This window comes from Nocardia elegans NBRC 108235 (assembly GCF_001612845.1).
Lineage (GTDB): Bacteria > Actinomycetota > Actinomycetes > Mycobacteriales > Mycobacteriaceae > Nocardia > Nocardia nova.
In genome coordinates this window covers 196,297-223,000 of the sequence record NZ_BDBF01000001.1, presented here as the reverse complement: position 1 = coordinate 223,000, position 26,704 = coordinate 196,297, and the positions used below count along the sequence as shown (strand labels likewise).

29 protein-coding genes, 1 tRNA gene and 2 pseudogenes are annotated in these 26,704 nt (G+C 68.8%); 20 read left to right on the top strand and 12 right to left on the bottom strand.

Features of this window, described 5'->3' with window-relative positions; genetic code table 11:
• Positions 1–45: 45 nt before the first annotated feature.
• The gene (locus NE2_RS01015) at positions 46–663 is read left to right on the top strand and encodes a TetR/AcrR family transcriptional regulator (protein WP_063022973.1); all 618 of its coding nucleotides are present in this window, start codon (positions 46–48) and stop codon (positions 661–663) included.
• A 17-nt stretch (positions 664–680) separates the two neighbouring features.
• On the opposite strand, the gene NE2_RS01010 is transcribed toward NE2_RS01015, so the two are convergent.
• Positions 681–1,592, bottom strand: coding sequence for a MerR family transcriptional regulator (locus NE2_RS01010; RefSeq protein WP_063909230.1), 912 nt, complete (start codon positions 1,590–1,592; stop codon positions 681–683).
• Positions 1,593–1,664: 72 nt separating this feature from the next.
• On the opposite strand from NE2_RS01010, the gene NE2_RS01005 reads away from it, so the two are divergent.
• Positions 1,665–2,303 carry a maleylpyruvate isomerase family mycothiol-dependent enzyme gene (locus NE2_RS01005; protein WP_063022971.1) on the top strand — a complete coding sequence of 213 codons (639 nt, stop codon included), beginning with the start codon at positions 1,665–1,667 and terminating at the stop codon, positions 2,301–2,303.
• 119 nt (positions 2,304–2,422) lie between these two features.
• On the opposite strand, the gene NE2_RS01000 is transcribed toward NE2_RS01005, so the two are convergent.
• A complete protein-coding gene (locus NE2_RS01000) occupies positions 2,423–3,088 on the bottom strand; it encodes a TetR/AcrR family transcriptional regulator (protein ID WP_084493666.1) in 666 nt (221 codons plus the stop codon).
• A gap of 228 nt (positions 3,089–3,316) precedes the next feature.
• Here NE2_RS01000 and NE2_RS00995 point away from each other — a divergent pair, with 228 nt between their 5' ends.
• The 3 genes from NE2_RS00995 to NE2_RS00985 all read left to right on the top strand — a co-directional run bounded on the left by NE2_RS00995 (position 3,317) and on the right by NE2_RS00985 (position 5,623).
• Positions 3,317–4,501 carry a cytochrome P450 gene (locus tag NE2_RS00995; RefSeq protein ID WP_063022967.1) on the top strand — a complete coding sequence of 395 codons (1,185 nt, stop codon included), beginning with the start codon at positions 3,317–3,319 and terminating at the stop codon, positions 4,499–4,501.
• A gap of 11 nt (positions 4,502–4,512) precedes the next feature.
• Entirely contained in the window at positions 4,513–4,707 is a 195-nt protein-coding gene (locus NE2_RS00990; protein WP_063022965.1) for a ferredoxin, read from the top strand.
• Positions 4,708–4,819: 112 nt separating this feature from the next.
• Positions 4,820–5,623: an LLM class flavin-dependent oxidoreductase gene (locus tag NE2_RS00985; protein WP_063022963.1), complete on the top strand. Its 804-nt coding sequence runs from the start codon at positions 4,820–4,822 to the stop codon at positions 5,621–5,623.
• 138 nt (positions 5,624–5,761) lie between these two features.
• Here the strand turns inward: NE2_RS00985 and NE2_RS00980 are convergent.
• Together NE2_RS00980 and NE2_RS00975 are read right to left on the bottom strand one after the other, a co-directional pair.
• Positions 5,762–5,835 (bottom strand) — tRNA-Ile (locus NE2_RS00980).
• A gap of 123 nt (positions 5,836–5,958) precedes the next feature.
• Positions 5,959–6,726, bottom strand: coding sequence for a maleylpyruvate isomerase N-terminal domain-containing protein (locus NE2_RS00975; RefSeq protein WP_063022961.1), 768 nt, complete (start codon positions 6,724–6,726; stop codon positions 5,959–5,961).
• A 125-nt stretch (positions 6,727–6,851) separates the two neighbouring features.
• Between NE2_RS00975 and NE2_RS00970 the strand changes: the two genes are divergently transcribed.
• The 5 genes and pseudogenes from NE2_RS00970 to NE2_RS34635 all read left to right on the top strand — a co-directional run.
• Positions 6,852–7,304 carry a hypothetical protein gene (locus tag NE2_RS00970; RefSeq protein WP_063022959.1) on the top strand — a complete coding sequence of 151 codons (453 nt, stop codon included), beginning with the start codon at positions 6,852–6,854 and terminating at the stop codon, positions 7,302–7,304.
• Positions 7,305–7,377: 73 nt separating this feature from the next.
• A pseudogene (locus NE2_RS00965) lies at positions 7,378–8,436 on the top strand (inorganic phosphate transporter); the annotation flags it as partial.
• 5 nt (positions 8,437–8,441) lie between these two features.
• A complete protein-coding gene (locus NE2_RS00960; RefSeq protein WP_063022957.1) occupies positions 8,442–8,741 on the top strand; it encodes a hypothetical protein in 300 nt (99 codons plus the stop codon).
• A gap of 10 nt (positions 8,742–8,751) precedes the next feature.
• Positions 8,752–9,063, top strand: coding sequence for a DUF3349 domain-containing protein (locus NE2_RS00955; RefSeq protein ID WP_063909229.1), 312 nt, complete (start codon positions 8,752–8,754; stop codon positions 9,061–9,063).
• A 9-nt stretch (positions 9,064–9,072) separates the two neighbouring features.
• Positions 9,073–9,468, top strand: a pseudogene (locus NE2_RS34635) (polyphosphate kinase 2); the annotation flags it as partial.
• A gap of 104 nt (positions 9,469–9,572) precedes the next feature.
• Here NE2_RS34635 and NE2_RS00945 read toward each other — a convergent pair.
• The 3 genes from NE2_RS00945 to NE2_RS34630 all read right to left on the bottom strand — a co-directional run bounded on the left by NE2_RS00945 (position 9,573) and on the right by NE2_RS34630 (position 13,320).
• On the bottom strand, positions 9,573–10,514 hold the full coding sequence (locus tag NE2_RS00945; RefSeq protein ID WP_063022953.1) for a hypothetical protein: 942 nt from the start codon (positions 10,512–10,514) through the stop codon (positions 9,573–9,575).
• Positions 10,515–10,697: 183 nt separating this feature from the next.
• Positions 10,698–12,353, bottom strand: coding sequence for a steroid-24-oyl-CoA synthetase (casG, locus tag NE2_RS00940; protein WP_063022951.1), 1,656 nt, complete (start codon positions 12,351–12,353; stop codon positions 10,698–10,700).
• A 97-nt stretch (positions 12,354–12,450) separates the two neighbouring features.
• Positions 12,451–13,320, bottom strand: coding sequence for an IclR family transcriptional regulator (locus NE2_RS34630; RefSeq protein ID WP_167356683.1), 870 nt, complete (start codon positions 13,318–13,320; stop codon positions 12,451–12,453).
• A 202-nt stretch (positions 13,321–13,522) separates the two neighbouring features.
• Between NE2_RS34630 and NE2_RS00930 the strand changes: the two genes are divergently transcribed.
• The 6 genes from NE2_RS00930 (at position 13,523) to NE2_RS00910 (ending at position 16,329) form a co-directional block, all read left to right on the top strand.
• Positions 13,523–14,266: an SDR family NAD(P)-dependent oxidoreductase gene (locus NE2_RS00930; protein WP_063023317.1), complete on the top strand. Its 744-nt coding sequence runs from the start codon at positions 13,523–13,525 to the stop codon at positions 14,264–14,266.
• Between the two features lie 49 nt (positions 14,267–14,315).
• Complete coding sequence (locus NE2_RS36155) at positions 14,316–14,477, top strand: hypothetical protein (RefSeq protein WP_167356682.1); 162 nt, start codon at positions 14,316–14,318, stop codon at positions 14,475–14,477.
• An 80-nt stretch (positions 14,478–14,557) separates the two neighbouring features.
• Complete coding sequence (locus NE2_RS00925) at positions 14,558–14,725, top strand: ribbon-helix-helix domain-containing protein (RefSeq protein ID WP_036499828.1); 168 nt, start codon at positions 14,558–14,560, stop codon at positions 14,723–14,725.
• 1 nt (position 14,726) lies between these two features.
• Entirely contained in the window at positions 14,727–15,068 is a 342-nt protein-coding gene (locus tag NE2_RS00920; protein ID WP_063022947.1) for a VOC family protein, read from the top strand.
• Entirely contained in the window at positions 15,065–15,937 is an 873-nt protein-coding gene (locus tag NE2_RS00915; RefSeq protein WP_063022946.1) for a class I SAM-dependent methyltransferase, read from the top strand. The genes NE2_RS00920 and NE2_RS00915 overlap by 4 nt, the downstream gene beginning before the upstream one ends.
• A gap of 20 nt (positions 15,938–15,957) precedes the next feature.
• On the top strand, positions 15,958–16,329 hold the full coding sequence (locus NE2_RS00910; protein ID WP_063022945.1) for an ACT domain-containing protein: 372 nt from the start codon (positions 15,958–15,960) through the stop codon (positions 16,327–16,329).
• Between the two features lie 7 nt (positions 16,330–16,336).
• On the opposite strand, the gene NE2_RS00905 is transcribed toward NE2_RS00910, so the two are convergent.
• Complete coding sequence (locus NE2_RS00905) at positions 16,337–17,974, bottom strand: HNH endonuclease (protein WP_233429601.1); 1,638 nt, start codon at positions 17,972–17,974, stop codon at positions 16,337–16,339.
• Positions 17,975–18,063: 89 nt separating this feature from the next.
• Between NE2_RS00905 and NE2_RS00900 the strand changes: the two genes are divergently transcribed.
• Positions 18,064–18,537, top strand: a complete 474-nt coding sequence (locus NE2_RS00900) for a hypothetical protein (RefSeq protein ID WP_063023311.1) — start codon at positions 18,064–18,066, stop codon at positions 18,535–18,537.
• On the opposite strand, the gene pabB is transcribed toward NE2_RS00900, so the two are convergent.
• Positions 18,517–20,757 (bottom strand): aminodeoxychorismate synthase component I, encoded by a 2,241-nt coding sequence (gene pabB, locus NE2_RS00895; protein ID WP_063023313.1) that lies wholly within the window; start codon positions 20,755–20,757, stop codon positions 18,517–18,519. The genes NE2_RS00900 and pabB overlap by 21 nt on opposite strands.
• 146 nt (positions 20,758–20,903) lie before the next feature.
• Between pabB and NE2_RS00890 the strand changes: the two genes are divergently transcribed.
• Complete coding sequence (locus NE2_RS00890) at positions 20,904–21,968, top strand: phosphotransferase family protein (RefSeq protein ID WP_081879880.1); 1,065 nt, start codon at positions 20,904–20,906, stop codon at positions 21,966–21,968.
• Positions 21,969–21,981: 13 nt separating this feature from the next.
• Here NE2_RS00890 and trpB read toward each other — a convergent pair whose 3' ends face one another.
• The 3 genes from trpB to NE2_RS00875 form a co-directional block, all read right to left on the bottom strand.
• Positions 21,982–23,223 carry a tryptophan synthase subunit beta gene (gene trpB, locus NE2_RS00885; RefSeq protein ID WP_063023309.1) on the bottom strand — a complete coding sequence of 414 codons (1,242 nt, stop codon included), beginning with the start codon at positions 23,221–23,223 and terminating at the stop codon, positions 21,982–21,984.
• 136 nt (positions 23,224–23,359) lie between these two features.
• Positions 23,360–24,550, bottom strand: coding sequence for a serine hydrolase domain-containing protein (locus tag NE2_RS00880; protein WP_063022944.1), 1,191 nt, complete (start codon positions 24,548–24,550; stop codon positions 23,360–23,362).
• Positions 24,551–24,615: 65 nt separating this feature from the next.
• Positions 24,616–25,389: an alpha/beta fold hydrolase gene (locus NE2_RS00875; RefSeq protein WP_063022943.1), complete on the bottom strand. Its 774-nt coding sequence runs from the start codon at positions 25,387–25,389 to the stop codon at positions 24,616–24,618.
• Positions 25,390–25,443: 54 nt separating this feature from the next.
• Between NE2_RS00875 and NE2_RS00870 the strand changes: the two genes are divergently transcribed.
• Entirely contained in the window at positions 25,444–25,815 is a 372-nt protein-coding gene (locus NE2_RS00870; protein WP_063022941.1) for a MerR family transcriptional regulator, read from the top strand.
• A 50-nt stretch (positions 25,816–25,865) separates the two neighbouring features.
• Entirely contained in the window at positions 25,866–26,699 is an 834-nt protein-coding gene (locus NE2_RS00865) for a serine hydrolase domain-containing protein (RefSeq protein ID WP_063022939.1), read from the top strand.
• Positions 26,700–26,704 lie beyond the last annotated feature (5 nt).

Sequence of the window (26,704 nt, the reverse complement as noted above, 5' to 3'; positions counted from 1 at the left end):
GTTGAAACTGGATGCCGCAGTTCAGGGACGGTATTATCGACCGTCGTGACGGAGGTAGCGGTGCACGGGAGGCGTGCGAACAAGCGCGGTATCCAATCGCGGGAGGCCATGCTCGAGGCCGCGATCACCTCGCTGGCCACCGGCGACCCCGCGGCCGTATCCGGCAACCGGATCGCCCGCGACATCGGCGCCACCTGGGGAGTCGTGAAATATCAGTTCGGCGATATCGACGGACTGTGGGCGGCGGTGCTCCGCTACACCGCCGACAAACGCGGCGACCTGCCCGCCGGCGTCGCGACCGAAGGAACCCTGTCCGAACGGGTGGCCGCCCTGATCAACACCATGGCGATCGGACTGCGCCGCCCCGAATCCCTCGCCATCGAAACCCTGCGCGCCGCCCTGCCCCGCGACCACGCCGAACTCGAACGCGACTATCCGCTGACCGCTGCCGAACTCGCCTCGTGGAAACCCAACTGGGACAAGGCATGTGAACGAGCCTTCGCCGACCTGGGCGTCGACCCGGTCAAAATCCGCCGCGTCGCCGCCCTCATCCCCGCCGCCATGCGCGGCATCACCTCCGAACGCACCCTCGGCACCTACGGCAACCTCGACGACGCCATCCAGGGACTCATCGACGGAATGATCGCGTATTTGGAGAAGTAGGGCCGCGCGCGGCGTCGCTACGACCGGCTCAGCGCCCGGTACAGCCAGTCCTGCGCCGCGCCGGTGGTGGTCGTACCGGTGATTTCGGCGGTGAGCGTCCAGTACCGGCGAATGTGCGGATCGTTGTCGTCGGCGCCGTGGAGAAGCCGGCGCCGGAACTCGGCCGTGGGGCGGACGCGCCGGGCGGCGGCGTGGGCGGCGAGAAACCGGTCGAGTTCGACGCCGGGCCGTGGTTCCACGTGCATCGCGACCAGCGGGTCCACGCTCTCGCAGGCTTCGGCGACGCCGGACAGCAGTGCGCGTTTGTCGCGGATATTCGTGCGGTCGTGCCGCCAGAGCTGTTGTGTCATCGCGGCGGTCAGGCGCGGATCGGTCACCGCGGTGGCGAGTTCGGCGTAGGCGACGACTTGCCGGGGCGTCGGATCGGCGGGCGGGGCCGGAATGTTCATGGCGACGAAACCGTCGAATGTCTCCGGTGCGATCGGGGTGAGCAAACGGCGCCAGAACGCGACCAGTTCGTCGCGGGCGCGCCGGCCGTCACCAACGGCGGCCAGTAGTTCCAGCCGCGCGGCGCGCCGGCCGGGCGAGGCGTCCTCGACCGCCGCCAGCACGGCCCGGCGCCAGGTCAGTGCCTCCAATTCGGCGTCGAGCGCGGCTCTTTCGGCGGCGACGGCGTCGGTGATCGAGGTGGTGCCGGTGAGTACGGCCGTGATCGCCTGCAACCCGAGGCCGAGCGTGCGCAGCCGGCGCACGAGCTGCAGGTGATCCACCGCCGTCGCCGGATCGAACAGTCGATGCCCGACCGCGCTGCGGTGCGCGTCCAGTACCCCTTCGTCGCAATAGAAGCGGATGGTGCGGACCGGGACGCCGGTGCGTTCGGAAAGCTCTCCGATGGTGATCAGACCATCGCGACGTGTGTTGTGGGTCACAGTTGCTGGAACCTCCACCCGACTGGAACACCTACGGTACGGCAACACCGATCACCCTGAGGAGTTCCGACAATGGCTGGAAAGACATCGATCGATACCGAGCAGGTCTGGCAGGCCGTCGCCGCCGAGCGCGCGAGCCTGGTCGAACTGTTGCGGGCCCTGCCCGAGAGTGGCTGGGAGCAAACGTCGTTGTGTGCGGGCTGGCGGGTTCGCGATGTCGTCGCGCACCTGATCATGTCGGCGGATTCCGGTCTCGGGGCGATCCTGTTCAATCTGATCCGGGCACGAGGCGACTTCGATCGGATGGTCCGCGACACCGCCATCCGCTACGCCGGCCGCAGCACCACCGCACAGCTGCTCGCCGAGCTGCGCGACAGCGTCGACGCCCGGGTCACACCCGTCGGTACGACGCCCGTCGACCGCCTGATGGATCTGCTGGTGCACGGCCAGGACATCGCGATCCCACTCGGCATCCCGCGCGAAATGCCGGTAGCCGCAGCAGAATCGGCACTCGACCGCGTATGGAACGGCGGCTTCCCGTTTCACGCCCGCAAGAAGTTCGGGAATTACCGCCTCGTGGCCTCCGATGGTGAGTGGACCGCCGGCACCGGGCCGATCATCGAAGGATCGGTCACGAATCTGCTACTGCTCATCACCGGCCGCCGGCCGGCGCCGGACCAACTCACCGGGGAGGGCGCGGACAGCTGCTGACATAGCGACCACCGCGGCGAAGCCAGTAGCAAATGGTTGGGAGAAACGTCCACGTGCCCCATCCCGACCGGTGGGGTCCGCCCCGCCGGACGACTCGCTCCTCGGTCGAGAGCGATCTCTCACCGGTCCTCGAGGGCGTCGAGCAGGGCGCTCACCCCGGCGTTCACGTCGAGGGCGGGATCGAGTCTCGCGGCCGCGCGCAGCGCGGCCGCGGTCAGCTCGAGGATGCAGTCGACCATGGATTCCACCTCGAACGGCTCGCCGTTCCGCAGCCAATAGACGGTGGCCTGGTCGAGGGCGCCGATGCTCGACCGCATCATCATCCGGACGGCGGCGTTGTCGGGCTCGAGTCCGAGCGCGGTGGCCCATTGCCCGATGGTCCGCCAGCGTCCGACTTCGAACGCCTCCCACGTTTCCTGGTCCGGTTCATGGCCGCCCAGCACCAGGCGCAGCGCCAACCCGCGGTGTGCGGCGAGATAGCGAAGGTGAGCGGCCAGTCCGGCGCGGATTCGGCGCGCGAGTGGAAGACCGGGATCCGAGGTTTGCGCTCGGACGATCCTGTTGGATGCCTCGCGCATGGCCTCCAGGTAGATGCCGCGTTTGTTGCCGAAGTGATGGAAGACCAGTCCGTGGGCGACACCGGCCGCCTTGGCGATATCCCCGACGGCGACATTCTCGTAGTTCTGTTCGGAGAACAACCCGACCGCGGCATCGACGAGGCGACGGCGGCTCTCTGCGGCCCGCTCCGCGCGGGTAGCACCCCCCTTCGCTGCCGTTGCGGCCATCGGAACCCCTTCCGTCGACGGTCCTTTCACGTCGATAGTGCTGGCCGACCCGAACCGAACACAAATTGATTATGAGTCATTGACTAGAAGTCAGCAAGCCCTCTAGTCTGTGTTCATCGCTCAGGCGATTCCCCTCCACCATCGCCCGGCCACGGACGTCCACGCCGGCGTCGGGCGAAGCCACGAATGCAAACGCCGGCCGACGAGTCCGGTGTCCGAGGAGTCTCGATGCGTCACCGCGTTGCCACCCCGATCTATCAGCCAGACTTGTACTCGCGGGCGGCGGTCCTCGACCCGTACCCGCACTACACCCGGTTGCGAGAGCTGGGGCCGGTGGTGTGGCTGACCAAGCAACGCGTCTACGCGTTACCGCGCTACCGCGAATGCAAAACCGCCCTGCGCGATGACGGCACGTTCGTCTCCGGAGCGGGGGTCGCGCTGAACCCGGTGACGAACCGCCTCTCGCGCGGGACGACGCTCAGCAGCGACGGCGAGGACCACCGTCGCCGCCGGAAGCTGCTGGCCCAGCACATGACACCGAAAGCGCTGCGCACGATGAGCGAGGCGGTCCACCGGCAGGCGGTCACAGCGGTCGAGACGGCGGTATCGCGCGGTCTGATCGACGGCGTGGAACTGGCCGCTACCCTGCCGATGTCGGTGGTACCAGACCTGATCGGCTGGCCGCAGCGCGGTCGCGAGGACCTTTTACGCTGGGCCGCAGCGACATTCGACGCGCTGGGCCCGCTCAACGGGCAGACGTTGCGCACGGCGCCGGCGAGCGTCGAAATGATGCGCTTCACCCGCCGACTCGCCCGTGACAAGGACTTGGCGCCGGACAGCCTGGGCGCGGAGGTCCTGCAGGCGGCCGACGAAGGCAGTCTTTCCCGTTCGGAATGCCCGGCGCTGCTGATCGACTACCTGGCACCCTCGCTGGACACCACGATCAGCGCGATCTCCAGTGCCTTGTACCTGTTCGCGACTTATCCCGAACAGTGGCAGCTGCTGCGCTCGAACCCGACCCTGATCCCCAACGCCGTGAACGAGGTGGTGCGCCACCAATCCCCGCTCCGTGCTTTCTCCCGCAAGGCGATTCGCGAGACCGAACTGGCGGGCACCGTCATCCCGGCCGAGGCGCGGGTCCTGGTGATCTATGCCTCCGCCAACCGCGACCCAGACGAGTGGGACGATCCCGACACCTTCGATATTCGCCGCGATGCCTCTCGCCAGCTCGGATTCGGGCACGGCACCCATGGCTGCGCCGGACAGGGCCTGGCCCGGCTGGAAACGCAGGCCATGCTGCACACCCTGATCGCGCGCGTCGCCCGCATCGAGATCGCCGGCCCGACCGAACGAGCGGTCAACAACATCATCTACCGCTTCGAACGCCTTCCGCTGCAACTGATTCCCGCCTGAAGGACACCACGATGCGAATTTTTGTAGACCGCTCCCGGTGCGAGGGCCACGGCCTGTGCGCCCAGCACGCGCCCGCTGTGTTCAGCCTCGACGACGACGGGGAACTGACCCACCGATTCGGCGACGCCGACATCCCGGCCGAACACCTCGCCGCGGTTCGAGCCGCCATCGGCTCGTGTCCGATGGCCGCACTGCGGGACGGTTGATTCCGGCCTCTGCGGACCGCGGATGACCGGACGCCTTTCCGGCCGTGCCGATGAATTCGGGGAGGACCTGCCGTCGATATCTCTGAACGCACCGACCGACAGGAGTTCTGGCATGACAAGACCGTTTCGCTTCGGGGTTGTCGCCCCGCTCACGACCGGTGTGCCGACGTGGCGAGATCGCGTGCGCCGCATCGCCGACAGCGGATACTCGACGTTTCTGGTGCCCGACTTCCCGCTCACGCAACCGGCCCCCGGCCCCATGCTGGCCACCGCCGCGGCCCTGACCGACCTGCGCGTGGGCACCTGGGTGTACGCCTCTCCGCTGCGCCCGCCCTGGCAGACGGCGTGGGAAGCGCATTCGATGTCGCTGCTGACCGAGGGGCGCTTCGAGATGGGCATCGGCACCGGCAGGCCGGGCATCGAGGACGAGCTGCGCGACAAAGGGCTGCCCGTCCTCCCGCCGAGTGAGCGGCTGGCCGAGGTGCGTGAGACGGTGAAGGCGCTGCGAGATCTCGACGGCCCCGACCGTCACACCCCGGTGGCGATGGCCGTCCTCGGTCCCAAGGCCCGGGCACTGGCGGCCGAGGTCGCCGACACGGTCACCTTCGCGCTGGGGGACCAGCCTCGGAGTGAGGTCGACCGGCTGGCCCGCGACTTCCGCACCACAGCGGACCTGGAGCTCGCACTCGCCGTGCCGGTCGTCGGCGACACCGTCGCCCCACACATGGCACCCCCGGACACCGACCCCGCTGCCCTCCGCGCCGCGGACGCACTGACCGTACTCCCGGAAGATCCGGCGGCCGCCGTCGAGGAAATCCAGCGGCGACGCGAGGAGATCGGCTTCTCCTACTTCATTTTCGGCGCCGACGTCGCCGACCGGTTCGCCCCGGTCGTCGCCGAACTCGCCGGACGGTAGTCGGGAGGCGGTCTCTCGCCGGAAGCGGCGGCCCGTCGCGGCCCTCGACCGATCACGATGAAGTACACAGCTCGTCGCGCGCTGGGCGTCTCGAATCGGCTCTTCGGTTCGGGATTTCCGCTGGTGAGAGGTTGTTTGTGGGGCGGGTGGGGCTCGAACCCACGACCAGCGGATTATGAGTCCGCGGCTCTAACCGACTGAGCTACCGCCCCTCGCCGCGCTGCACGCGCGTGGGGGATGCTACCGGGTCGGAGGTGCGACGGCCTAGTTGGGCTCGGGCGGGTGGCGTCTGGTGGTGAAAGGGGATGGCGCGAGGGCGGTTTCGCCCTTTCGTGTCAGTAGCCGGCGAGCAGCGCGTGCAGCCTGGTGAGTTGGGCGGGAGCGAGGGTGCTGCGGACGCGGGTGCGGGGCTCGGGACGGCGTCCCCACAGGACGAGGAGACGGGCCGCGGCGTCCAGCTCGAGGCCGGGGGCGTCGGATGCGTCTGCGACCGAACTCAGTGCGGCGCAACCGGATTCGACCGACAGCCGGATATCGGGTGCCCCCGGTGAGCGCAGCCGCACGTCGAAATTCTGATCCGGAGACGGATCGCGGCGCGCGCCCGACGCCAGTAGCATCGGGCCGAGCGCGCGCACGGCGTGGGCGGTGAGTTCGGGCTGAGCCAGAAGTTCGTCGCCGACGCCGTCGTCGCCGGTGATGTCCCAGCGGTGGACGGCGAACTCACTGCGCAGATGCGGCTGGAACATCGCCACGGGCATGGTCCGGCCGCTCCACGGGACCACCGCGCCGGGGTCGGCGGCCAGAACATCCCCGAGCAGCCCCCGCAACCGCTGCTCCTCGAGTTCCAGCCGTCGCATCAATTCCGGGTCGCTCATCGCCCGAAACGGCGCCTCCCGCTCCTCGAACCCGCGCGTGGCGGGCACCGGCTCACCGTTCGGATACGGCTCCAGATGCCGGCTGATCTCGACGGCCCCGGCCACGAGATGCGCGGTAACCTCATGCGCCGTCCACCCCGCACAGGCGCTGACCACATCCGGAGCGATGGCTCGACGCGCCTCGAGAAATGCCTCGGCCTCACGACTCTGCTGCACAGCTGAACTCATGCCGGGACAGTAGAAGCGAAACCCTTCGGCCCCCACCGAACTATGCCGGGCGGTCCCGCTGTTCTGTAGCACGTCTGTCACTCCACCGCCACAGTCCGATAGCGAACGGGCTGGAGGATCGGCTGATGACAGCCATCTACGCGAGCGAACAGGTAACCGAACAGACCACTCCGTGCATTGCGCCCGCGCAGTCGCGATATCGAGAGATATTCGGTGACACCTGGTACGAACAACGGATCGGGGCGCTGGTCATGCGGTCGGGGCGCCTGTGTGCGGTGATGACACCCGCCGAGCGGGGCGCGTCGGTGCTCGGCATACTCGGCGATCTGGCCGTGCCGGTGATGCGGGTCGGGGTGGGGGACCGGTGCGTCTGGTCGTTTCTCGCCGAGAATCCCCGTTGTGGTGAGGATGCGGGATGGTGGTCGCTGGACCTGTTCCGCTGCTTCGTCACCCAGACCGGCCCTGGCGCGTTGATCGCGCTGCCCACACCCGGTAACCCGCGCCGGACCTGGGTGCGTGAACCGCGGGGCGCGGTGCCGGATCTCCGCCTGGTCGCCGAGGCCATCGTCGCCGCCTAGCGCCGGGATCCCCACGGCGATCAGTTCACCGGAGGCCCCGCCGATTCCGGCACGTGGCAGGCAGACGATTCCATCGGTGGAGGTCGCGTTGACGGTCACCAACGCGGTGGTCAAGATCCAGAACAAGGACGGGACACCGAAAGCCGAGTTCACCGCGGATCACGGGCGGGCCCTGCTGATCATCGTGATGGCGGGACTGATCGGCGGCATCATCTGGAATCTGCTGACCTGGCTGCTGGGCCTCCCGAGCTCGAGTTCGCATGCGCTGTTCGGCGGATTGATCGGCGCCGCAATCGCTTCCGGTGCGGGCGTGGTATGGATCGGGCACGGGAAGATCGACGGGGTGGTGGGCAAGGTGATCATGCCCGCGCTGTTCTCACCGGTGATCGCGGGCATCGTGGCCGCGGTCGGCACCTTCCTGATCTTCAAGATCGTGGTGGGTATCGGCGAACGGTTCACCGAGGCCGGGTTCCGGTGGGGGCAGATCGGCACCGCCTCCCTGGTCTCGCTCGCGCACGGGACCAACGACGCGCAGAAGACGATGGGCGTGATCACCCTGGCGCTGATCGGCTACAGTGCCTCGGATCCGCAGTCGACCGGCCCCCTCGCCTGGCACGAGACCGACAATGTGCCGCTGTGGGTGAAGTTCGCGTGCGCCGCCGCCATCGCCCCGGGCACCTATATCGGCGGCTGGCGCATCATTCGCACGCTCGGCAAGGGACTGGTCGAGATCAGTTCGCCGCAGGGGATGGCGGCCGAAGCCTCCTCGGCGACAATCATTCTCGCCTCCAGCCACCTCGGCTTCGCGCTCTCGACCACCCACGTCGCCACCGGCTCGATCCTGGGTTCCGGTGTCGGCAAGCCCGGTGCGCAGGTGCGCTGGAACATCGCGCTGCGCATGGTGGCGGCGTGGGTCATCACTCTGCCGGCCGCCGCCGTGGTGGGCGCGGTGATGTGGGTGATCGCGGCGAAGATCCCAACCCTCCTCGGCCCGCTGACCGCCTTCGCGATCCTGTGCGCGCTCTCGGTCTACATGTACCGGCGCGCCCAAGCGCAGAAGGTCGACCACACCAACGTCAACGCCGAATGGGACGAGCCGGTCGCTCCCGCGGACACGATCGCGAAGGTCTGAGAACCATGGAAACGATAAAGCTCGTTCTCGAATCGGTCTGGAAGATTCTGCTCGTCGGCATCGTGCTGGGCGCCGGTCTGCCCGCGCTGTTCGCCGTCGGCGTGCGCGGTCTCGCGGTCGCCACCGGACACGAGTCGGCCGACGGAACCGTCCACCGGCCCAATCCGTTCGGCGCCGCGGTGGCCGTCGTGGTCTTCGCCGTCGTGGTCGCCGCGATCGCCGTCGGTATCACGATCATCGTCGCGTCCGGTTTCGGCAAGGCGGTCAGCTTCGAGCACATCTATCCGACCCTGGTCGAGAAGTAGGAGTACACAGGTGAATTCGAGGACAAACGACGAGGGCTTGCTCGCGCAGATCCTGGATTGGCTGCGCGCCGGCTACCCGGACGGCGTCCCGCCGAAGGACTACTTCCCGCTGCTCGCGCTGCTGAAGAAGCAACTGAACAAGGACGAACTCGACCGGATTCTCGGCCTGCTGCTGGCCGGCCGGCCCGACGTCGTCGATCGCGAACAGGTGGAGGCGGCGATCGTGGAAGTGACCCGCTGCGAACCGAGCGAGGACGATCTGCGCCAGGTCGCGGCGAAGCTCGCCGCCGGTGGCTGGCCGCTAACCGGATTCCACGACTGAAGGGCGGACATGCAGCGCAATCTCAGTGCCGTCGCCGACCTCGAGTCCGCCGTCGACCTGACCGGCACCACCGGATTCATCGTCGACGACCTGAACGACGACGATCCCGCACTGCTCACCGCCGCAGACGGTGTGGTCGTCGACACCTGGCGTCGAGGCTATCCGTACGACGAACGCCTGAACCGCGAGGTCTACGAGGCCGACAAACGCCTGCTGCAGATCGAACTGCTCAAAGTGCAGAACTGGGTCAAGGCCACGGGCTGGCGGCTGGTCATCGAGTTCGAGGGACGTGACGCCGCCGGAAAGGGCGGCACCATCAAGCGTTTCATGGAACACCTCAACCCGCGTGGCGCCCGCGTCGAGCAACGACAAGAAACGCGCCCGCCTCAACGCGATGCGTCACGTGCCGGGCCTGTTCGACTACGAGAACAAGGAACCCGACATCGTCGCTCCCGCCGATCCGCTCCTCGTCGGCCGCGCCCGCGACGTGGTCGGCTCCTGACCCCGGGTCACGGCGTGCGGTCCAGGACGAGATCCGACAGCCGCACCGCGTACATCGAAACCAGCACGGCCTCTTCGTGACCCGGCACTCCGGGCCGCACATACGCGCGCACGGTTTCGGTTTCGCGCACCAGATCCAGCAGTGCGGCCCGCAGCAGCTCGGGGCGAGGAGAGGTGGTCAGCGTGTGAAAGCTGTAGCGCCAGCGGTAATCGTCGATCAAGCGGTGCAGTCGCTCGGCCTCGACCATATGGTGGTACCGCACCCCCTGCGAATGGGAATCCATGGCGATCAGCAGCTGCTCGACTTCGGCCAGCCGCTCCTCGGTGCCTACCGGTGGCGCGCTGTAGGCGATCTCGCCGGAATCGCGGACGGCGTGCGCGCAGGCCTGCGGCAGATTCCAGGGCAAGGACAGCTGCGCCCGCGAGCCTTCCTCCGGTCCCGGCCAATGCGGGCCCGGACCGGTGTCGACGGCGAACAGCACCGCGTAGGGATAGCCCGCGAGGTGCAGTGTCTCGTTGTCCTGCCACGCCGGTCGCTGTGCCGCGTAATCGAGCATGCGCCGTCGCAGCCGGACCATCGTGCGCAGCGCCCGGTAGCGATCGGGTTTGGCCCAGCCGAAACCGTTGCCGATCAACTCGCGACGCACCGTCGCGTTCAGCCGATCCCAGCCCGGCCCGTCGGTGCAGGCGGCGATGCGCACGGAGTAGCCGTTGCCGAACAGATGCCGCAACAACTGCCGCTCCTCGGTGGCCACCGGTTCGGGCGGGCCGGGCAGCAGGACCGCTCGCAGCGAATCCGCGCCCTCGAATCCGTCGCTACCGACATGCACATCGACATGTCCGCGGATCGTGAGTGCCGCCAGCTGCGCCGCGACAATGCGGCCGTAGCGGGCGGCACCCTGTTCGTGCATCGTCGGTGCCAGCAGCATTCCGGCCTGCAGCACCGTCATTCGGGCCGATAATCGTTCGAACGCCGCCGTCATCTGGTCGGGATCCGGAGGCATGCGCACCACTCACTCTGTGACACAGGGCAATCAGGTCCGCACCAGTGTAGAGCCCGGCGTGGCGTACATTCGGCAATATCGGCACCGGATCGAGTCGCGGGCGCCGGACGACGCCTCGAAACCCCTGCGTCAGACCGTGATCCCGGACCGGATCAGCTTGCCGGTGATGTTGCGCGGCAACGGATCCGAGGTGATCCGCCACCGTTCGGGCACTTTGAAATACGCCAGCCGTTCGCGGGCGAATTCGCGCAGATCCGCCTCCGACGCCGTGGACCCCTCGGTGAGAACGACGACGGCCGCCACCTGCTGGCCGAGATCGGGGTGCGGCTCACCGACGACGGCGCATTCCACGACATCGGGGTGTTCGTCGAGGCACTGCTCGATCTCGACCGGGTAGATGTTCTCGCCGCCGCGCAGGATCAGATCCGATCGGCGGCCGGTCAGGCGCAGGCGGCCCTGTTCCATCACGCCGAAATCGCCGGTGCGCAACCAGCGCTCGGCATCGATCGCCGCCGCGGTGGCTTCGGGATTGCGCCAGTAACCCAGCATGACGAACGGGCTGCGGACGTAAACCTCACCTTCGACGCCCTCCGGAACGGGTGTCCCGTCGGCATCGCGGATCTCGAGCGCCACGCTGATGATCGGCCGGCCCAGCGTGCCGGGGGATTCGGCGAGGTCGGCAGGGGTGGCGACGGCGACCGCGGTACTGCATTCGGTGAGTCCGTAGCTGTCCACCAAGGCGTCGGCCGCGAACGGAACCTCTTCGCGCAGACGCTGTTTGAACGCCGGCGACGACGGCGCCGACGCGAGGGCGAAGGCGGTGAGCGAGGAGGTGTCGTAGCGTCCGATATCGCCGTGTTCGAGCAGCCGGGAGGCCATGGTGGGCACAGCACCCCAGTTGGTCACCCGCTCCTTCTCGATCAGGCGCAGAATCCGGTCGGCGTCGAAACCGCCCTGCGGCATGATCACCGCACTGCCGGTGGCCAGCCGCGGCACCACCAGATTGTGCAGGCTGGCGATGTGGAACAGGGGAGAGGTCAGCAGGCAGCGCAGATCCAGCGGCGCGCCGGGTTCCAGCGTCTTTCCGCTGAACGCGGCGGCCAGTGCGTCAGTGTACTCGAAATAGCCGGTGACGGCCAGCAGATTGCGCTGGGAATGCAAGGCCGCCTTGGGTTTTCCGCTGGTGCCGCTGGTGAACAGAATGACGGCGGGATCGTCCTCCGCCACGTCGGGGACCGTGGGTTCGGCGCCGGCGTGGGCGGCGATCAGGCGCGGCAGATCCTCGTCCATGGTCACCACCGCGGCGGTGGTGTCGATATCGGCGAGCAACTTCGCCCGCTTCGCGTCCACGACCACCGCGGCCGGTTCGGTCAATGCCAGTCCGTACTCGATCTCGCGCGGCACCCACCACCCGTTGAGCCCGACGGCGATCGCGCCGAGGCTCTGCGCCGCCCAGAAGGTGATCACCCATTCGACGGTGTTCGCGGCCAGGATCGCGACCCGATCACCGCGCCTCACGCCGTACTCCTCCCGCAGCGCGGCGGCCAGCGCGGCGGCCGCGGCGGCGTGTTCGCGATAGCTCAGCCGACGATCCTCGGTGACGAGATAGTCCCGGTCACCGAAGCGCACCGAGTCGGCGAGCAGTTCGGCGACGGCGCGGCGACGGTGCCGCAGCACCGGCATGCGAGCGCCGAGAACCTCCTCCTCGACGAGCTCGAATCTGCCGCCCGGACCGGTCAGCTCGCGCATGACGGCGGCGATATCGGGCATGGACGTGGTGGTCATGGGCGGTCCTTCTGTGTGGAGCATCACAACCACCGCACTGTGTCACGCACGCCGCCGGCATATGCCGGTGTTTCCGCTCAGCGAGACCCGCGGCCGCCTAGGCGCGACTGGGCGAGGCGGCGAGCGAGCGCCCGTTCGCCCGGACCGCCTGTGCGCGCCGGCCGGCCGGGACATGACGTCGCCCGCGGGACTCGGCGGCCAGCGCGCGCGAGGTGCGCGCGGCCGCCTCCGCGACCAGCGGGGCGAGACGCTCCATCGTCGCGAAGTTCGTTTCCCCGCACAGGCAGATCGCGGCCAGCGTGCCCTGCGGACCCCGGATCGCGGCGGCCACGCTGGGAAGTACCCGGCCCACCATCGCATTGGTGTATTCGCCGCGGTCGAACGACAGTCCGCGATTGCGGCGGATCCGGTTCAATTCGCGATGCAGGCTCGGCACATCCCAGCCTCGGCCCTGGACCGGATTCGACAGCTGCTTGCTGAGCAGCGCCTCCACCTCCTCCGGCGGCAGCCAGGCCAGCATGGCGCGGCCGCCGGTGGTGAGGTGGGCGAAACTGCGGCGCCCCACATGCGATTCCAGTGTGCGCGCGAACGGACCGCCGAGTTTGTCCAGGAACACCTCGTCGGCGCCTTCGAGAGCCGCCAGGTGCACCACGAGTCCGGTCCGCAGCTGCAGTTCGTGCAGGTGCTCGGCCGCCGCCTCGCGGATCTCGCCGTGCCGGCCGTCGTAGCCACCGAGCCCGAGTGAACGGCGGCCCAGGCAGTAGCCCGAGGGGGTGTGCTCGAGCCAGTGCAGTTTCACCAGCTGGTCGAGGATGCGATGCGCGGTCGAGCGCGGGAGCCCGCTGTGTGTGCAGATCTCCACGAGGCTCAGCCGCGTCGACCGGTGCTCGAACATGTCGAGAATGAGCGTCATCCGCTCCACCATCGACGGCGGCAGGGGGCGGGGTGCCGATGTGGCCAGTGGCATCGATGCCTCCGATCGTGAGTCACTTCCATCCTGCCCGTCGAATCTGGGCGAGAACCGGAATTGAAGCCCGAGTGTAGTGACGGCAGACACACTCCGCGATGGCGGTCCATCCCGTTCGTCCGGTATCCCGCTGACCGGAACGGCGCCCGATCCGAATCCGCGGACCTGACAGCGTGGAGTTTCCGGAGCGAGAGGAGTGGGCGTGCGGCTCGAAGGAAAGGTTGCGATCGTCACCGGTGGTGCGGGCGGCATCGGCCGGGGAATCGTGCGCGCCTTCGCGAAGGAAGGCGCCGAGATCCTGTTCGTCGACATCAACGACGAGGCCGGGAGCGAGCTGGAACGGGAGCTGGCCGGTGCCGCGGCGTATCTGCACGCCGACATCACCCGCGAGGAGAGCGCCGAGTTGATCGTCGCCGCGGCGGTCGAGCGGTTCGGCTCGGTGCACGTGCTGGTCGACAACGCCCACGTCTCCAAGCAGGCGCCGCTGCTCGAGACCACCCGGGAAATGTTCGACCTGTCCTTCGGCACCGGCTTCTATCCGACCTTCCGATTGATGCGCGCCTGCTATCCGTATCTGAAGCGCAACCGCGGCTCGGTGATCAACTTCGCCTCCGGCGCGGGGCTGGAGGGGCAGGTCCGGCAGGGCTCGTACGCGGCGGCGAAGGAGGCGATCCGGGCGATCAGCCGGGTCGCCGCCAACGAATGGGCCGCCGACGACATCAATGTCAACGTGATCTCGCCGCTGGCGCTGACCGAGGGGGTCGCCGCCTATATCGAGGCAAATCCCGGCGTCGAGGAGGCCTTGCTCGCGCGCACCCCGCTGCATCGCTTCGGCGACCCGGAAAGCGATATCGGCCGGGTCGCGGTATTCCTGGCCAGCGCGGATGCGAAATACATGACCGGCCAGACCCTGATGGTCGACGGCGGGTCGATCAAACTGCGCTGAGGCCGTTTCCGTCCCCGCCCGCGGCCGCGCAGGCGGCTATCGTGGGGTTATGGGCGTGTTCGGCGAGATGTTCCCCGGCAAGAAGCTGACCGACGAGAGCGGCGGTGACAGCGACGGGCAGCAGCATCGGCCGCGGCTGGATCTCGACCTCGAGGCGGGGGTGATCCGGCTGTCGGGGACGCCGCGGTCGGACGAGGAGTCGTCCGAGTAGCCGGTTCGGAAGATCACTCCGTGACTTTCGCAGGCGGGTAGATCTAGCAATCTAGATTGCTAGCATGTTAGTGTTCTCTCGTGGGCGCCGAGGAAGTCAAGCAGTTCAACGTGTATCTCCCGGTGGAGCTGATCAAGCAGGTCAAATACCGGGCGGTCGAATCGGAGATGTCGCTGTCGGCGTTGGTGGCCGAGGCGCTGCGGGCGTATCTCGGCGCCGAACCACCGACGCGTGAGAAGGAGAAGTGAGATGGCCGCCAGAGGTGTCGAGGCGATTTTTCTGGAGACCCACAACTGGGGGAAAGCGGCGAAGTTCTTCCAGCAGCTGGGCTTCGAACTGGAATTCGCCACCGACCACAATTCCGGACAGCTCCGCAACGGGGACGGTCCGTATCTGTTCATCGCCGAGGTGCCGGCGGATCGCGAACCGGGAATGCAGGTCGTGCTGAAAGTGGAAGCGGAGCAGGACTTTCCGGCGCCGGTCGAGGTGGTCTCGCCGTTCGCCGACACCCATTACGGAACCCGCGAGATGACGGTGCGTGATCCCGACGGGCGAGTGTGGACGCTGCAGGCTCCCGGTGGTGACCGATGAGCGATACCCGGACCGGTGCGGCGCCCGAGCAGACCGCCGTGCCCGATCAGACCGCCGTGCGGGTTGCGCTGTGGCGCGCGCTGCACGTTCGGCTCGACCCGCCGCCGCATGTGCTCGACGACGAGATCGGCCTGCGTCTGGCCGATCCGCCGGAGGGCTGGCGCGAGCGCGGCGATATGGATCCCGTGGGCACCAGCCGCTTCCGGGCGAGCATCGTGGCGCGGTCGCGATTCGTGGAGGATCTGCTCACCGAACAGGCCGGGCGGGTCGGCCAATACGTACTGCTGGGCGCCGGACTGGAGACGTTCCCGCAGCGTAACCCCGAAATCGCCGCTCGTTTCCGGATTTTCGAGGTCGATCAGCCGCAGACGCAGGCCTGGAAGCGGCAGCGTCTGGCCGAGACCGGGTACAGCCTCCCGGAGTGGTTGCGTTCGGTCCCCGTGGATTTCGAGAAGGATTCGTGGTGGGAGCGACTGACCGCGGCCGGCTTCGATCCGTCCCGGCCCGCGATCGTCGCTTCGCTGGGGGTGAGCATGTATCTCACCGACGAGGCCAATCGCGAGACCCTGTCGCTGCTGGCACGATCGGCGCCCGGTTCCACGGTCGTCATGTCCTTCATGCCGCCACTGGAACTGCTCGACGAACAGGACCGAACGAGCCGGGAGTTCGCGGAATCCGGCGCGGCCGCCTCCGGCACGCCATTCCGCAGCTTCTATGCCCCGGAGCAGATCGTCGCCATGGCCCGGGAGGCCGGTTTCACGGCGGCGCATCACGTTTCGGCGGACGAACTCAACGCGCGCTACTTCGCCGGGCGGCCGGACGGGCTGCGCACCTCCAACGGCGAGGAGTTGCTGGTGGCGACGACCTGAGCCCCGCCTACGATGAGCCGATGGCGAAATCCCAGCGCTTGCACATCGTGCCGTCCCGATTCAGCGTCGACCACATCCCCTCCGCGACCTTTCCGGAGGACGACGAATGGGTGGCGCTGGTCCGGGCGCCGGAGGGGCTGACGGTCGTGCGCGAGGCCCCGCCGTGGGAGCGGGAGTCGTGCTGGCTCGGCCTGTACGCCGCCACGCCCCGCGAACTGGACACCTCCGGTGCGCTGACCGCGATTCTGGAACCCCTGGCGCAGCACGGCATTCCCGTCTTCGTTGCCTCGACCTACCATGCGGATCTGGTCCTGGTGCCCGAATCGCGCAGCGCCGCCGCTACCGATGCATTGACCGAGGCCGGATTCGAGATCGCCGGAGAGGCGGGCTGACGACGGCTCAGATGTGGTCGCCCTTGTCGCGGTTGCAGCCGCGGCAGAGGATCTGCAGATTCGCCGCACTGGTCGCGCCGCCGCGGCTGAGCGGAATGATGTGGTCGAATTCGAGGTAGTGGGTGGCGCCGCATTCCACGCACCGGCCGCCGTCGCGATGCCACACTTCCGCCTTGATATCGGGTGCGATGGACCGGCTGTCGCGTCGGCCCGGCGCGACCGTGAGCCGTTTCGCCACGCGCAGGGCGCCTTCCACGATCGCGGCCACCAATTCCGGTTCGTCGACATCGAATTCGGCCCCGCCGCGTGCCGAGGTCGCCGCCACCGTCACGCCCGTCTCGGTGGCTGCTACGGAAACCGCTCGGGCCCAGGGTATTTCGATACCCGCGTCGGGACCGATGAAGCGTAACTTCCGGTTCGAGCAGATCAACCGTCCCGGTGACGTCTGCGCGCCGCGGCCCGACCGGCGGATGCGCGTGGCGGCGGTATCGAGGTGGACGCGTTCCTGCGGATCCAGATGCAGATCGGGTACCGCGACCACCGGGAGCTCGCCCCCGCGCAGCCGGGACAGGATGCGCAGCCGCCGCAGGCTGCGGCGCAACTCGTCCACGGCCGCGTCGCGCACCCCGAGCGCGGCGACCGTCGCGTCGAATCGTTCCAGCTCGGCGCCACCGATCGTGCCGTCGGCGAGTGCGAAGGCCGCGATGCGCTCGAGATGGGCGACGGCGGGTCCGCGCAGGGCCGCGCGGGCGGTATCGGGGTCGATGCGCTCATGCCGGATCCGCGTCCACAGCTCGTCCCAGTCGGGTCCGCTCGGTCCGGTGGTGGTCAGGACGCGCAGCGCCCGGGTGCGCCAGCCGGACAGGTAGTCCTCGACCTGCGCGGCACACGCGCGGCAGGGCGCGGCGCCGAGCAGTCGCCAGCCCCGCCGCCGCCCGCACCGGGGACAGGCGCGTGGGTCGGCGGGCGGGCGTGCACCGGTCTGTTCGGTCCACCGGGAGCCGTCCCACCAGCGCAGTGACGTCGCGTCCACGGGGTCGGGATGCCAATCGGGGCGCACGTCCGGCGGCGGGGGCATGGGTGTGGAGAAAGTGGTGCGGTGCAACGATATTCGCTGCGACCGGTGCTGCGCCGACTCCGAGACGGCTGCGCCGAATGTCGTGAACAACTCCGCCGCGCCGGCGTGCTGCGGTCCGCCGCGCACGAACCACCATCGGTCCTCGGCCCGGCGGAACTCTCCGAACACCGCGGCCCACGCACCCGGCTCCGCGGCGACGTCGGCACGCGCCACCAGGCCCTCGGCGTCCTCGACCGAAACCGCGAGGCCGGGTAGGGCGGCCAGCGGCTCCTCGGCGCCGGACCCCGTGATCAGGATGCGGACGATCTCGGCCTCCGTCCGGGGCAGCGAGACCGACAGCCGCGCGGTGCCCGGCTGGGGATCCTGATCGACGGTCACCGCCTGGGAGGGGTGACGCGGCGCGTTGAAATACACCACGTCGCGGGCCGAGCGGACCCGCCCGCCGGCGGTCAGCAGGACGGCATGCGCGTCCAGCGACGCCGTCGAACGCCACGAAACCAATACCGACAGAAGCGAAGTCGGTACTGGCGTGGCGTCGCCGTCGAGGGTGGGGCGCATGGTTGTCATCGTCACGAACTATGCCAGGCCGCCCCGACACGAATCGCGCGGTCGGCGCGGAGCTTTTCGTGACTGTCCGGGTGCGGCACAGTGGAACCATGACGAACCCGAAGGGTGACTCCGGGCGTAAGCCCAGCGGCGCGCGGGTGCCGGGTGCGACGGAAATCCTCGCCGCCGCCCAGGCCGCCGCGCAGGCCGCGCAGACCGCCGCGGGCCAGGCCATCGATGCCGCGCAGGTCACCGCCGGTACCGCCTTCGGCACCGCGGTGCGGCTCCCGCCCGCTTCCGTACAGTTGGCCGCGCAACTTCCGGATCTGATCGAGAATCTGGCGATCGCCATCGACCGGCTCAATTCCACCATCGACCGCCTCGACCGGACCCTGGCGCTGGCCGATCCGGCCTTCGCGGCCTACGACCGGCTGCTGCCGCGGCTCGAGGCCGTGATCGCGCTGGGCGAGGATGTGTTCAACCGGCTGTCGAAACTGCCGGGCATCTCGATGCTGGGCCGCCTCACCGGCCGCGAGGCGGAACCACCGCAACCGGAGCCGAAGTCACGTCGACGCGGGAAATAGACCCGCCCTGCCCGCCGATCGCGGCAACTCCGCCGTCGCGATCACCGCACGGGCCGCGGCTGCGGCCTTCAGCACCATCTCGTGGAATTCCGCGTCGGCATCGGAGTCCAGCACCACCGCGCCGCCCGCGCCGACGCGCCAGCCGCGCTCGTCGCGGACGGCGGTGCGGATGACGATATTGAGATCCGCCGTTCCGCCCAGACCCAGAAACCCGATCGTGCCCGAGTAGATGCCGCGCGCCTCGGTCTCCAGCCCGTCGATGATCTCCATGGTTCGCAGCTTCGGAGCCCCGGTCATCGAGCCGCCCGGGAAGCATGCGCGCAGGCAATCGAGCACATCCACCTCGGGGCGCAGCCGCCCGCGCACGGTGCTCACCAACTGATGCATGGTCGTGTAGGTCTCCGCGACCATCAGCTCGGGCACATGCACGCTGCCCAGCTCGCACACCCGGCCCAGATCGTTGCGCAGCAGGTCGACGATCATCAGATTCTCGGCCCGCGTCTTGGGGTCCAATTCCAAGGCGCGGCAGAGGTTCTCGTCCGCCTCCGGAGTCGCGCCGCGCGGGGCGGTGCCCTTGATCGGCTTGGTCTCCACCGTGCGGGTGCGGTCGATCTTCAGGAAGCGCTCCGGTGAGGAACAGGCGATATGGAGCTCGCCGAATCGCAGGTACGCGGCGTACGGGGCGGGATTGCTGCGCCGCAGCATCCGGTAGACCTCGAGTCCCGGCGCATCGGAATCGATGTGGGCGCTGTCGGTGAGGTTCACCTCGTAGGTCTCCCCGGCGCGCAGCTCGGCATCGATCGCCGCGATATCGGCCAGATAGCGGTCCCGGCCGCGGCTCAGGCGGGAGACGACGGCCTCCTCGTCGGCGGGAAGAGTGAGCTGTTCCGGATTCCGCCGATCCGGCAGGCTCGCGACGATCGCGCGTGTATCGGCCAGCCAGCGGTGATTCTCGGCGGCCGAATCGGCATCGGTGACAGCGATCAGATGGGTGCGGCCCGCGACGTGATCGACTACGACCAGCCGATCGGCGAAGAGCCACTGCGCGTCCGGATAGGGCGATCGATGCCCGGTCCTCGCGCCGCAGTCGGCCTTCATCTCGTAGCCCAGATAGCCGACGTAGCCGCCGACGAAATCGAAGGGCACATCGGGGAATCGGATGTTCAGCGCACTCAGCCGCGCCGACAGATAGTCGAGCACCGGCCGCGGATCGGTGCGCGTCCCGGTTCGATTCTCGATCACACATCCCGCGCCCACCCGATACCGGACCACCTCCGCCAGCGGCCCGGACGCATCACCGGCGAAACTGAACCGATCCAGCCCCGGCTCCACATGCGCACTGTCGAGCCAGAACACCGTCGGCGAGTCCGGATATACCCGCAGCACAACGGATTCCGTCTCCACGGCGCGGTCGATCACCTCGTGCAGCACGGTGAGGGTCGTCGGCCGCGGGGCGCCGGCCTCTGCGGTTCCGGGCCCGCTGGAGACCGGATCGGTCGCGGCGGACGTCGCACCCATCGACGACGCGACGCCCGTCCGGCCGAGTTGCCCGCGAGCCGGGCGTTCGCCCGGCCGTGAGGTGTCCCGTGACGGTTCGTGGACGCCCGATGCCCGGCCGGTCACGGCCCGATGCGCCCACCACTCCCGGGTCAGCCGCGCGAAATTACCCAGCAGCGTGGCGCCGAATTCGCTCGACACCGATTCCGGATGGAACTGCACACCCCACTGCGGGCGGTGCCGGTGGCGAACGCCCATCACGACCCCGTCGGGGGCGGTCGCGGTGATCGCCAGCGCGTCCGGCAGGGGCTGGGCGGCGCACAGCGAGTGGTAGCGCACGGCCAGGAAGTCGGCGGGAACGCCGGCGAACAGGTCGCGGCCGTCGTGGCTGATGCGGTCCGGATAGCCGTGCCGGGGCGCGGGCGCCGGGATCACCCGCCCACCGGCCGCCAGCACGATGCCCTGGTGGCCGAGGCAGACGCCCAGCAGCGGGAGCTCCGCACGGTCGATCAGCGCCTGTGAGATCCCGAAATCCCTTGGTACATCGGGGCGTCCGGGCCCGGGGGAGACGACGATGTTGTCGAACCGGTCGAGGTCGAGCTCGGCCAGGGTGCCGACCTCGTCGTTGCGCAGCACGGTCGGCTCGGCGCCGTTCACCGTGCCGATCAACTGGAAGAGGTTGTAGGTGAACGAGTCGTAGTTGTCGATCAGCAGGGTGCGCACGGGGGTTCGGGTGCGCACCGCGTGGTCGACAGTGGTCTCGCCCGCATGCCGAGACCGGGACGTGCTCATGTGCATCACCGTATCGGGCATCTCGGACCCCGCAGTGAGGGCATATGCCTTCAGTTGACCGGTCGTGGTGGTGCACAATGTGGGGCATGTCTGTGGTGCAACCGGCCGAGGTCGAGCGCGAGGTCGTCGATTTCGCGGCCGTCGGAGAGTGGATGGATGAGCAGGGACTGCCCGGTGGCGACTTCGAGGATGTGACCTCGCTCGGCGGCGGCACCCAGAACATCATGCTGCGGTTCCGCCGGGGTGGCCGCGAATTCGTGCTGCGCCGCGGGCCGAAACATCTGCGTCCCAAGAGCAACGACGTGATCCGCCGCGAATCCCGCCTGCTCGGCGCGCTGGCGGGCACCGGCGTGCGCGCCCCGCGGGTGATCGCCGCGGGCGCCGACGAATCGGTGATCGGCGCGGTCTTCTATCTGATGGAGCCGATCACCGGCTTCAACCCACAGAACGAGTTGCCCGCCCTGCACGCCGGCGATCCCGAGGTGCGGCGGCAGATGGGACTGTCGGCGGTCGAGGCCATCGCCCGGCTCGGTTCGCTCGACTACGAGGCGCTGGGGCTGGCCGATTACGGCAAGCCGGACGGTTTCCTGGAACGCCAGGTGCCGCGCTGGCTCGGCGAACTCGAGTCCTACAGCAGCAACGACGGCTATCCCGGCCCGCAGATCCCGGGGGTGGACCGGGTCGGCGACTGGCTCGACCGCAACCGGCCCGCACAGTGGCGGCCGGGCATCCTGCACGGCGACTGCCACCTGGCCAACATGATGTTCTCCTACGACGGGCCCGAGGTCGCCGCCATGGTCGACTGGGAAATGTCGACGATCGGTGATCCGCTGCTGGATCTGGGCTGGCAGATCGCCACCCGGCCCGAGCCCGGCACCACCGGCGCCGCCCTGGTCGGCAAGCTCGGCGCCGCGGGTGGTCTGCCCACCGCCGAGGAGATGATCGCCCACTACGCGAACTTCTCCGACCGCGACCTCGGTCATGCCGGCTGGTACACGGTGCTGGCCTGCTTCAAACTCGGCATCGTCCTCGAGGGCACGCACGCGCGTGCCTGCGCCGGCAAGGCGCCCAAGCAGACCGGCGATTTCCTGCACGCCATCACACTGGAACTGTTCGAGAAGGCCAACCGGCTCTGCGAATGAGCCGGGCGCGGCGTCAGCCGGCGTCGAGCAGGTCGGCGAGGATGGCGAGATCCTTGTCGCCGCGGCCGGACAGGCACAGCAGAATCAGCGCGTCCTCGGCGATTCCGCCCTGTTCGGCCAGCTCCAGCAGATATCCCACGGCGTGCGCGGATTCGAGCGCGGTGATGATCCCCTCGGTCCGGCACAGCGTATCCAGTCCGCGCAGCGCCGCCGCATCGGTCGCGACGGCGTGGTCGATGCGGCCGATGTCTTTGAGATGGCTCAGTTCCGGGCCCACCCCCGGATAATCCAATCCGGCCGCGATGCTGTGGGTCCGCGCGATCTGTCCCTCCTGGTCCTGCAGGACGTAGCTGAACGCGCCGTCCATCTCACCGGGTGTGCCCGCGCTGAGTGTGGCCGCGTGCTCGCCGGTGTGTAAGCCGCGGCCCCCGGCCTCCACACCGATCAGCCGCACCTGCGCATCGCCGGTGAAGGGATGGAACATCCCGATCGCGTTACTGCCGCCGCCCACGCACGCGATGACGTGGTCGGGCAGCCGTCCCGTCGCCGCCAGCAGCTGTGCCCGGGACTCGATGCCGATCCGGCTCTGATGGTCACGCACCATCCGTGGATAGGGTGCGGGCCCGGTGGCGGTGCCGAACAGGAAATGCGTGGTTTCGGTGTGCGCCACCCAATCTCGCACCGCCTCGGTCACCGCGGCCTTCAATCGGCGATCACCGGAACGAACGGCGCGCACGTCCGCGCCGAGCAGCCGCATCCGCACGACGTTGCTCTGCTGGCGGGCCATATCGTCGGCGCCCATGTAGATCACGCACGTCAGCCCGAGCATGGCGCAGACGGTCGCCACCGCGACGCCGTGCTGCCCGGCCCCGGTTTCGGCGATGACGCGGGTCTTGCCCATCCGCACGGCCAGCAGCCCCTGCCCGAGGGCATTGTTGATCTTGTGGGCACCCGTGTGCGTCATATCCTCGCGCTTCAGGAATACCTGCACTCCGGGGACATTCAGCGCGCGGGCCAGTCGCGGCGCCGCGTGCAGCAGGGTCGGGCGGCCGACTCGCTCCCGCAGTAGCCGGTCGAGTTCGCCGTGGTATTCGGGATCCGCCCAGGCCGCTCGATGGGCGTTCTCGACGTCGGTGAGCGCCGCCATCAATCCTTCGGGAACGTAGCGGCCGCCGAACGCGCCGAATCTACCGGGGTCCCGGATGCCGTCCCGGGTGGTGGCGTGGGTTGGCCTGTGTCCGATCACCATTCGCATCCGCGCTTTCTCCTCGCCGTCCGGCTCGGACAGTGTGTGCGATCCGCTCGCACACCCGGTCACCTGCCGGCAAAGAGTGAGTTAACAGCACGGAAGAGGTCATCGTCAGTGGTGGTAAGTCGGCGCGGTGGCGTGATCAGCCGCAGCGGAGTAGTGCCTCCCGCACGGCGCGGGCGCGCGCATCGTCGAGGACGGCGGTGCCGAGGCGGTTCATCACGTAGCCGAAACCCAAACCCGTTGCGGGATCGGCGAATCCGAACGAGCCACCGTAACCGGTGGTGCCGTACGCGCGCCTGTCGCTGCCGAAACGGAAGCTGCCACAGGATTTGCGGAACCCCAGGTGGTAGCGGCTGCGGGTGAGCAGCACCAGATCGTCGGCGGGCACGTCGTCGACGGTGTCGGCGGTGGCCAGCCGATCCAGAATGCCCGGTGCGATGGGCAATTCACCGGTGCGTCCCGCCGCCGCGCCGTAGACCCGCGCCAAGGAACGCGCCGTGCCCACCCCACCCGCGGCCGGGCTCTCGACACCGAGGAATTCGCGGCGGGTGGCACGTTCGGGTGCGCCGGTGCGGGGGCTGCTCAAGGCGCGATAGGTGAGCCCGCGCCGCAGGAACATCTGAATCGCGATGCGCAGCGGCACGTCTCGCTCGTACCGCAGCACGTCCAGGCCGGAGGTGGACGCGAGCGTGGCGATGCGATCGAGGGATTGCTCCTCCGGCAATCCGATGAAGAAGTCCAGCTCGAGCGGGCCGGCGAAGTCCTCGGCGAAGATGCGGCCGAGGGTGCGGTGCCGCGGATCGACGCGGCGGAGCAGTTCGCCCAGGTACAGCCCGGCGGTGATCGGGTGATAACCCTGCCGGGTGCCCGGACTCCACAGTGGTTTCTGGTCGGCCAGGATCTCCGCGAGCCGATCCCGGTCGGCCATATCGGACAACCGCACCACCCGATCCAGCACCGGCAGACCGGCGCGGTGGTCGAGCAGCTGCCGCACGGTGATCGATTCCTTGCCGTGTGCGGCGAATTCCGGCCAGTACTGCGCGACCGGGGCCTGATAGTCGAGGACTCCGCGCGAGACGGCACTCGCCACGGCGAATGCCGTCATCCCCTTCGTCGAGGAGAACACCGGAACCATGGTGTCGCGCTCCCACGGCAGCTGTCTGCGGCGATCGCGGAACCCCGCCCACAGATCCACCACCGGCCGGTCCCCGTCGTAGACGGCCACGGCCGCCCCGATCTCGCCGAACCGGGCGAAGTTGCGTCGAAACGCGTCCGCGACCGGCTCGAAACCGGCCGCCACCTCACCGTGTACCTCAGCAACCTCGCCCATAGTGCAACCGATGGTAACGGTCACCGCCGCGGCGTCGTACGGTGTCCACCCCGATCGGAAACCGATCAGGCGGCGTGGATTCGGGAGCTGTCCGCGAAGTAGTCGAGGACGGCGCGATGCCACGCCTCCGGGGCCTCGTGCATCAGCACGTGTCCCGCCGCTACCTCGACGTATTCGGCGCCCGGAATGGCCGCCGCCAGCTCGCGCGAATTGGCGGGATCGACCAGCAGATCCGCGGTCGCGGCGATGACCCGGGTCGGCACCGCGACCCGAGGCAGATCGGCGCGGGTGTCCACCCGGGCGACCAGATCCGCCTGCGCCGCCGCCCCGCCCGGGACATCGGCCGCGATCTGGGCCAGGTACTGCGAATACACCTCGTCCGGTAGGGAATTGGTGAAGGCGGCGCTGTATCCGGACAACAGCACCACCCGCGCGAACGCATCGTGGTCGCGGGCGGCGAGCGCGCCGCGCCACAGATCCAGCACGAGCCGGGCCCGATGGTCGGCCCGGGCCAGTCCGGCCGCGAGCACCAAGCCGGTGACCCGATCGGGATGACGCACGGCGGCGCGCACCGCCACCGCGGTGCCGAGCGAGAATCCGATGATCGGGAATCGCTGGGCGCCCGCCGATACGGCCTCCTCGACCAGTGCGTCGGCCAGCCCGTCGAGCGTGAGTCGGGTGTCATCGGCCGGGTAGTCGGAGCCGATTACGGTATGCCCCTCGGCGAGCAGCGGGATCAAGGAGCCGAAGTTGGCCTCGATTCCGCCGCCCGCGCCGTGCGCGAGCACGACCGCTGGACCGCTGCCGGTGACCGAGGTGGACAGTGAAATGTTCGTCATGGCGGCGACGTTAAGGTTTGACATGAGTGTGAAGGTCAAGCCCGGGAGGGCGCGGTGCTGATCGGCGAGCTGGCGAACACCACCGGCGTCAGCACCCGCCTGCTGCGCTACTACGAGGAACAGGGGCTGCTCAGCGCCCGCCGCGACGGCAACGGTTACCGCGTCTACACCGACGACGCACCGCAGCGGGTGCACCGCATTCGCGAGCTGCTCGCCGCCGGACTGCCGACCAGCGCCATCCGCGAACTGCTGCCGTGTGCGACCGCCTCGGGCTTACAGCACTGCGATCACACCCGAAAGATCATGCGGGAGGGCCTGTCTCATCTCGACGCGCAGATCGCCGAGCTGACCCGGCGTCGCACGCTGCTGGCTCGTCAGGACGAGCAACTGGTGGCCGCGCCCTATCGCAGCGACGGCCCGGCGTAGCCGCCTCCCCGCGGCCGGTGGGTTCGGAGCCTTCTCGTAGGCTCGGTGCCGTGCGAGCACTGGAACAGATTCGCGACTGGCCCGTCCGGCATGCCGCCGCGGGCGTCGTCGCTGCACCCGGCGTGGTCGGCACCGAGGGAGACCTCGACCGTGTGTTCGCCCTCGCGTCGGTCACGAAACCCCTTGCCGCCTATGCGGTTCTGGTGGCGGTCGAAGAAGGTGCGATCGAACTGGACCAGCCCGCCGGCCCGCCCGGGTCCACCGTGCGCCACCTGCTGGCGCATACGGCCGGACTGGCCTTCGACACCACGGTGATCATGGCCGAGCCCGGGCAGCGCCGCATCTATTCCAGCGCCGGATTCGAGGTGCTCGCCGAGTTCCTCACGCGCGAGACCGGAATCGAATTTCCCGAATATCTGCGGCAGGCGGTATTCGAGCCACTCGGAATGAAATCCTCGGTGCTGGCCGGATCCGCCGGGCACGCCGGACGCTCCACGGTGAACGATCTCCTGCGTTTCGCCGGAGAATTGCTGAACCCGATCTTGATATCCGGTGACATGCTCACCGCGGCGACCTCCGTGCAATTCCCGGGCGTCGGCGGAGTGCTTCCCGGATACGGATCGCAGCGCCCCAATGATTGGGGTCTGGGATTCGAGATCCGCGACCACAAGACTCCGCATTGGACGGGGGGAGCCAACTCGCCGCGAACCTACGGGCATTTCGGGCAGTCCGGCACCTTCCTGTGGGTGGATCCGGAGATCGGGGTGGCGTGTGTGGCATTGAGCGACGAGAATTTCGGCGATTGGGCCCGAGCGGTGTGGCCAACGCTCAGCGACGCCGTCATCGCCGATATCCAGCAGATTCGCGACACGGCCGAAAAGTAACAGCC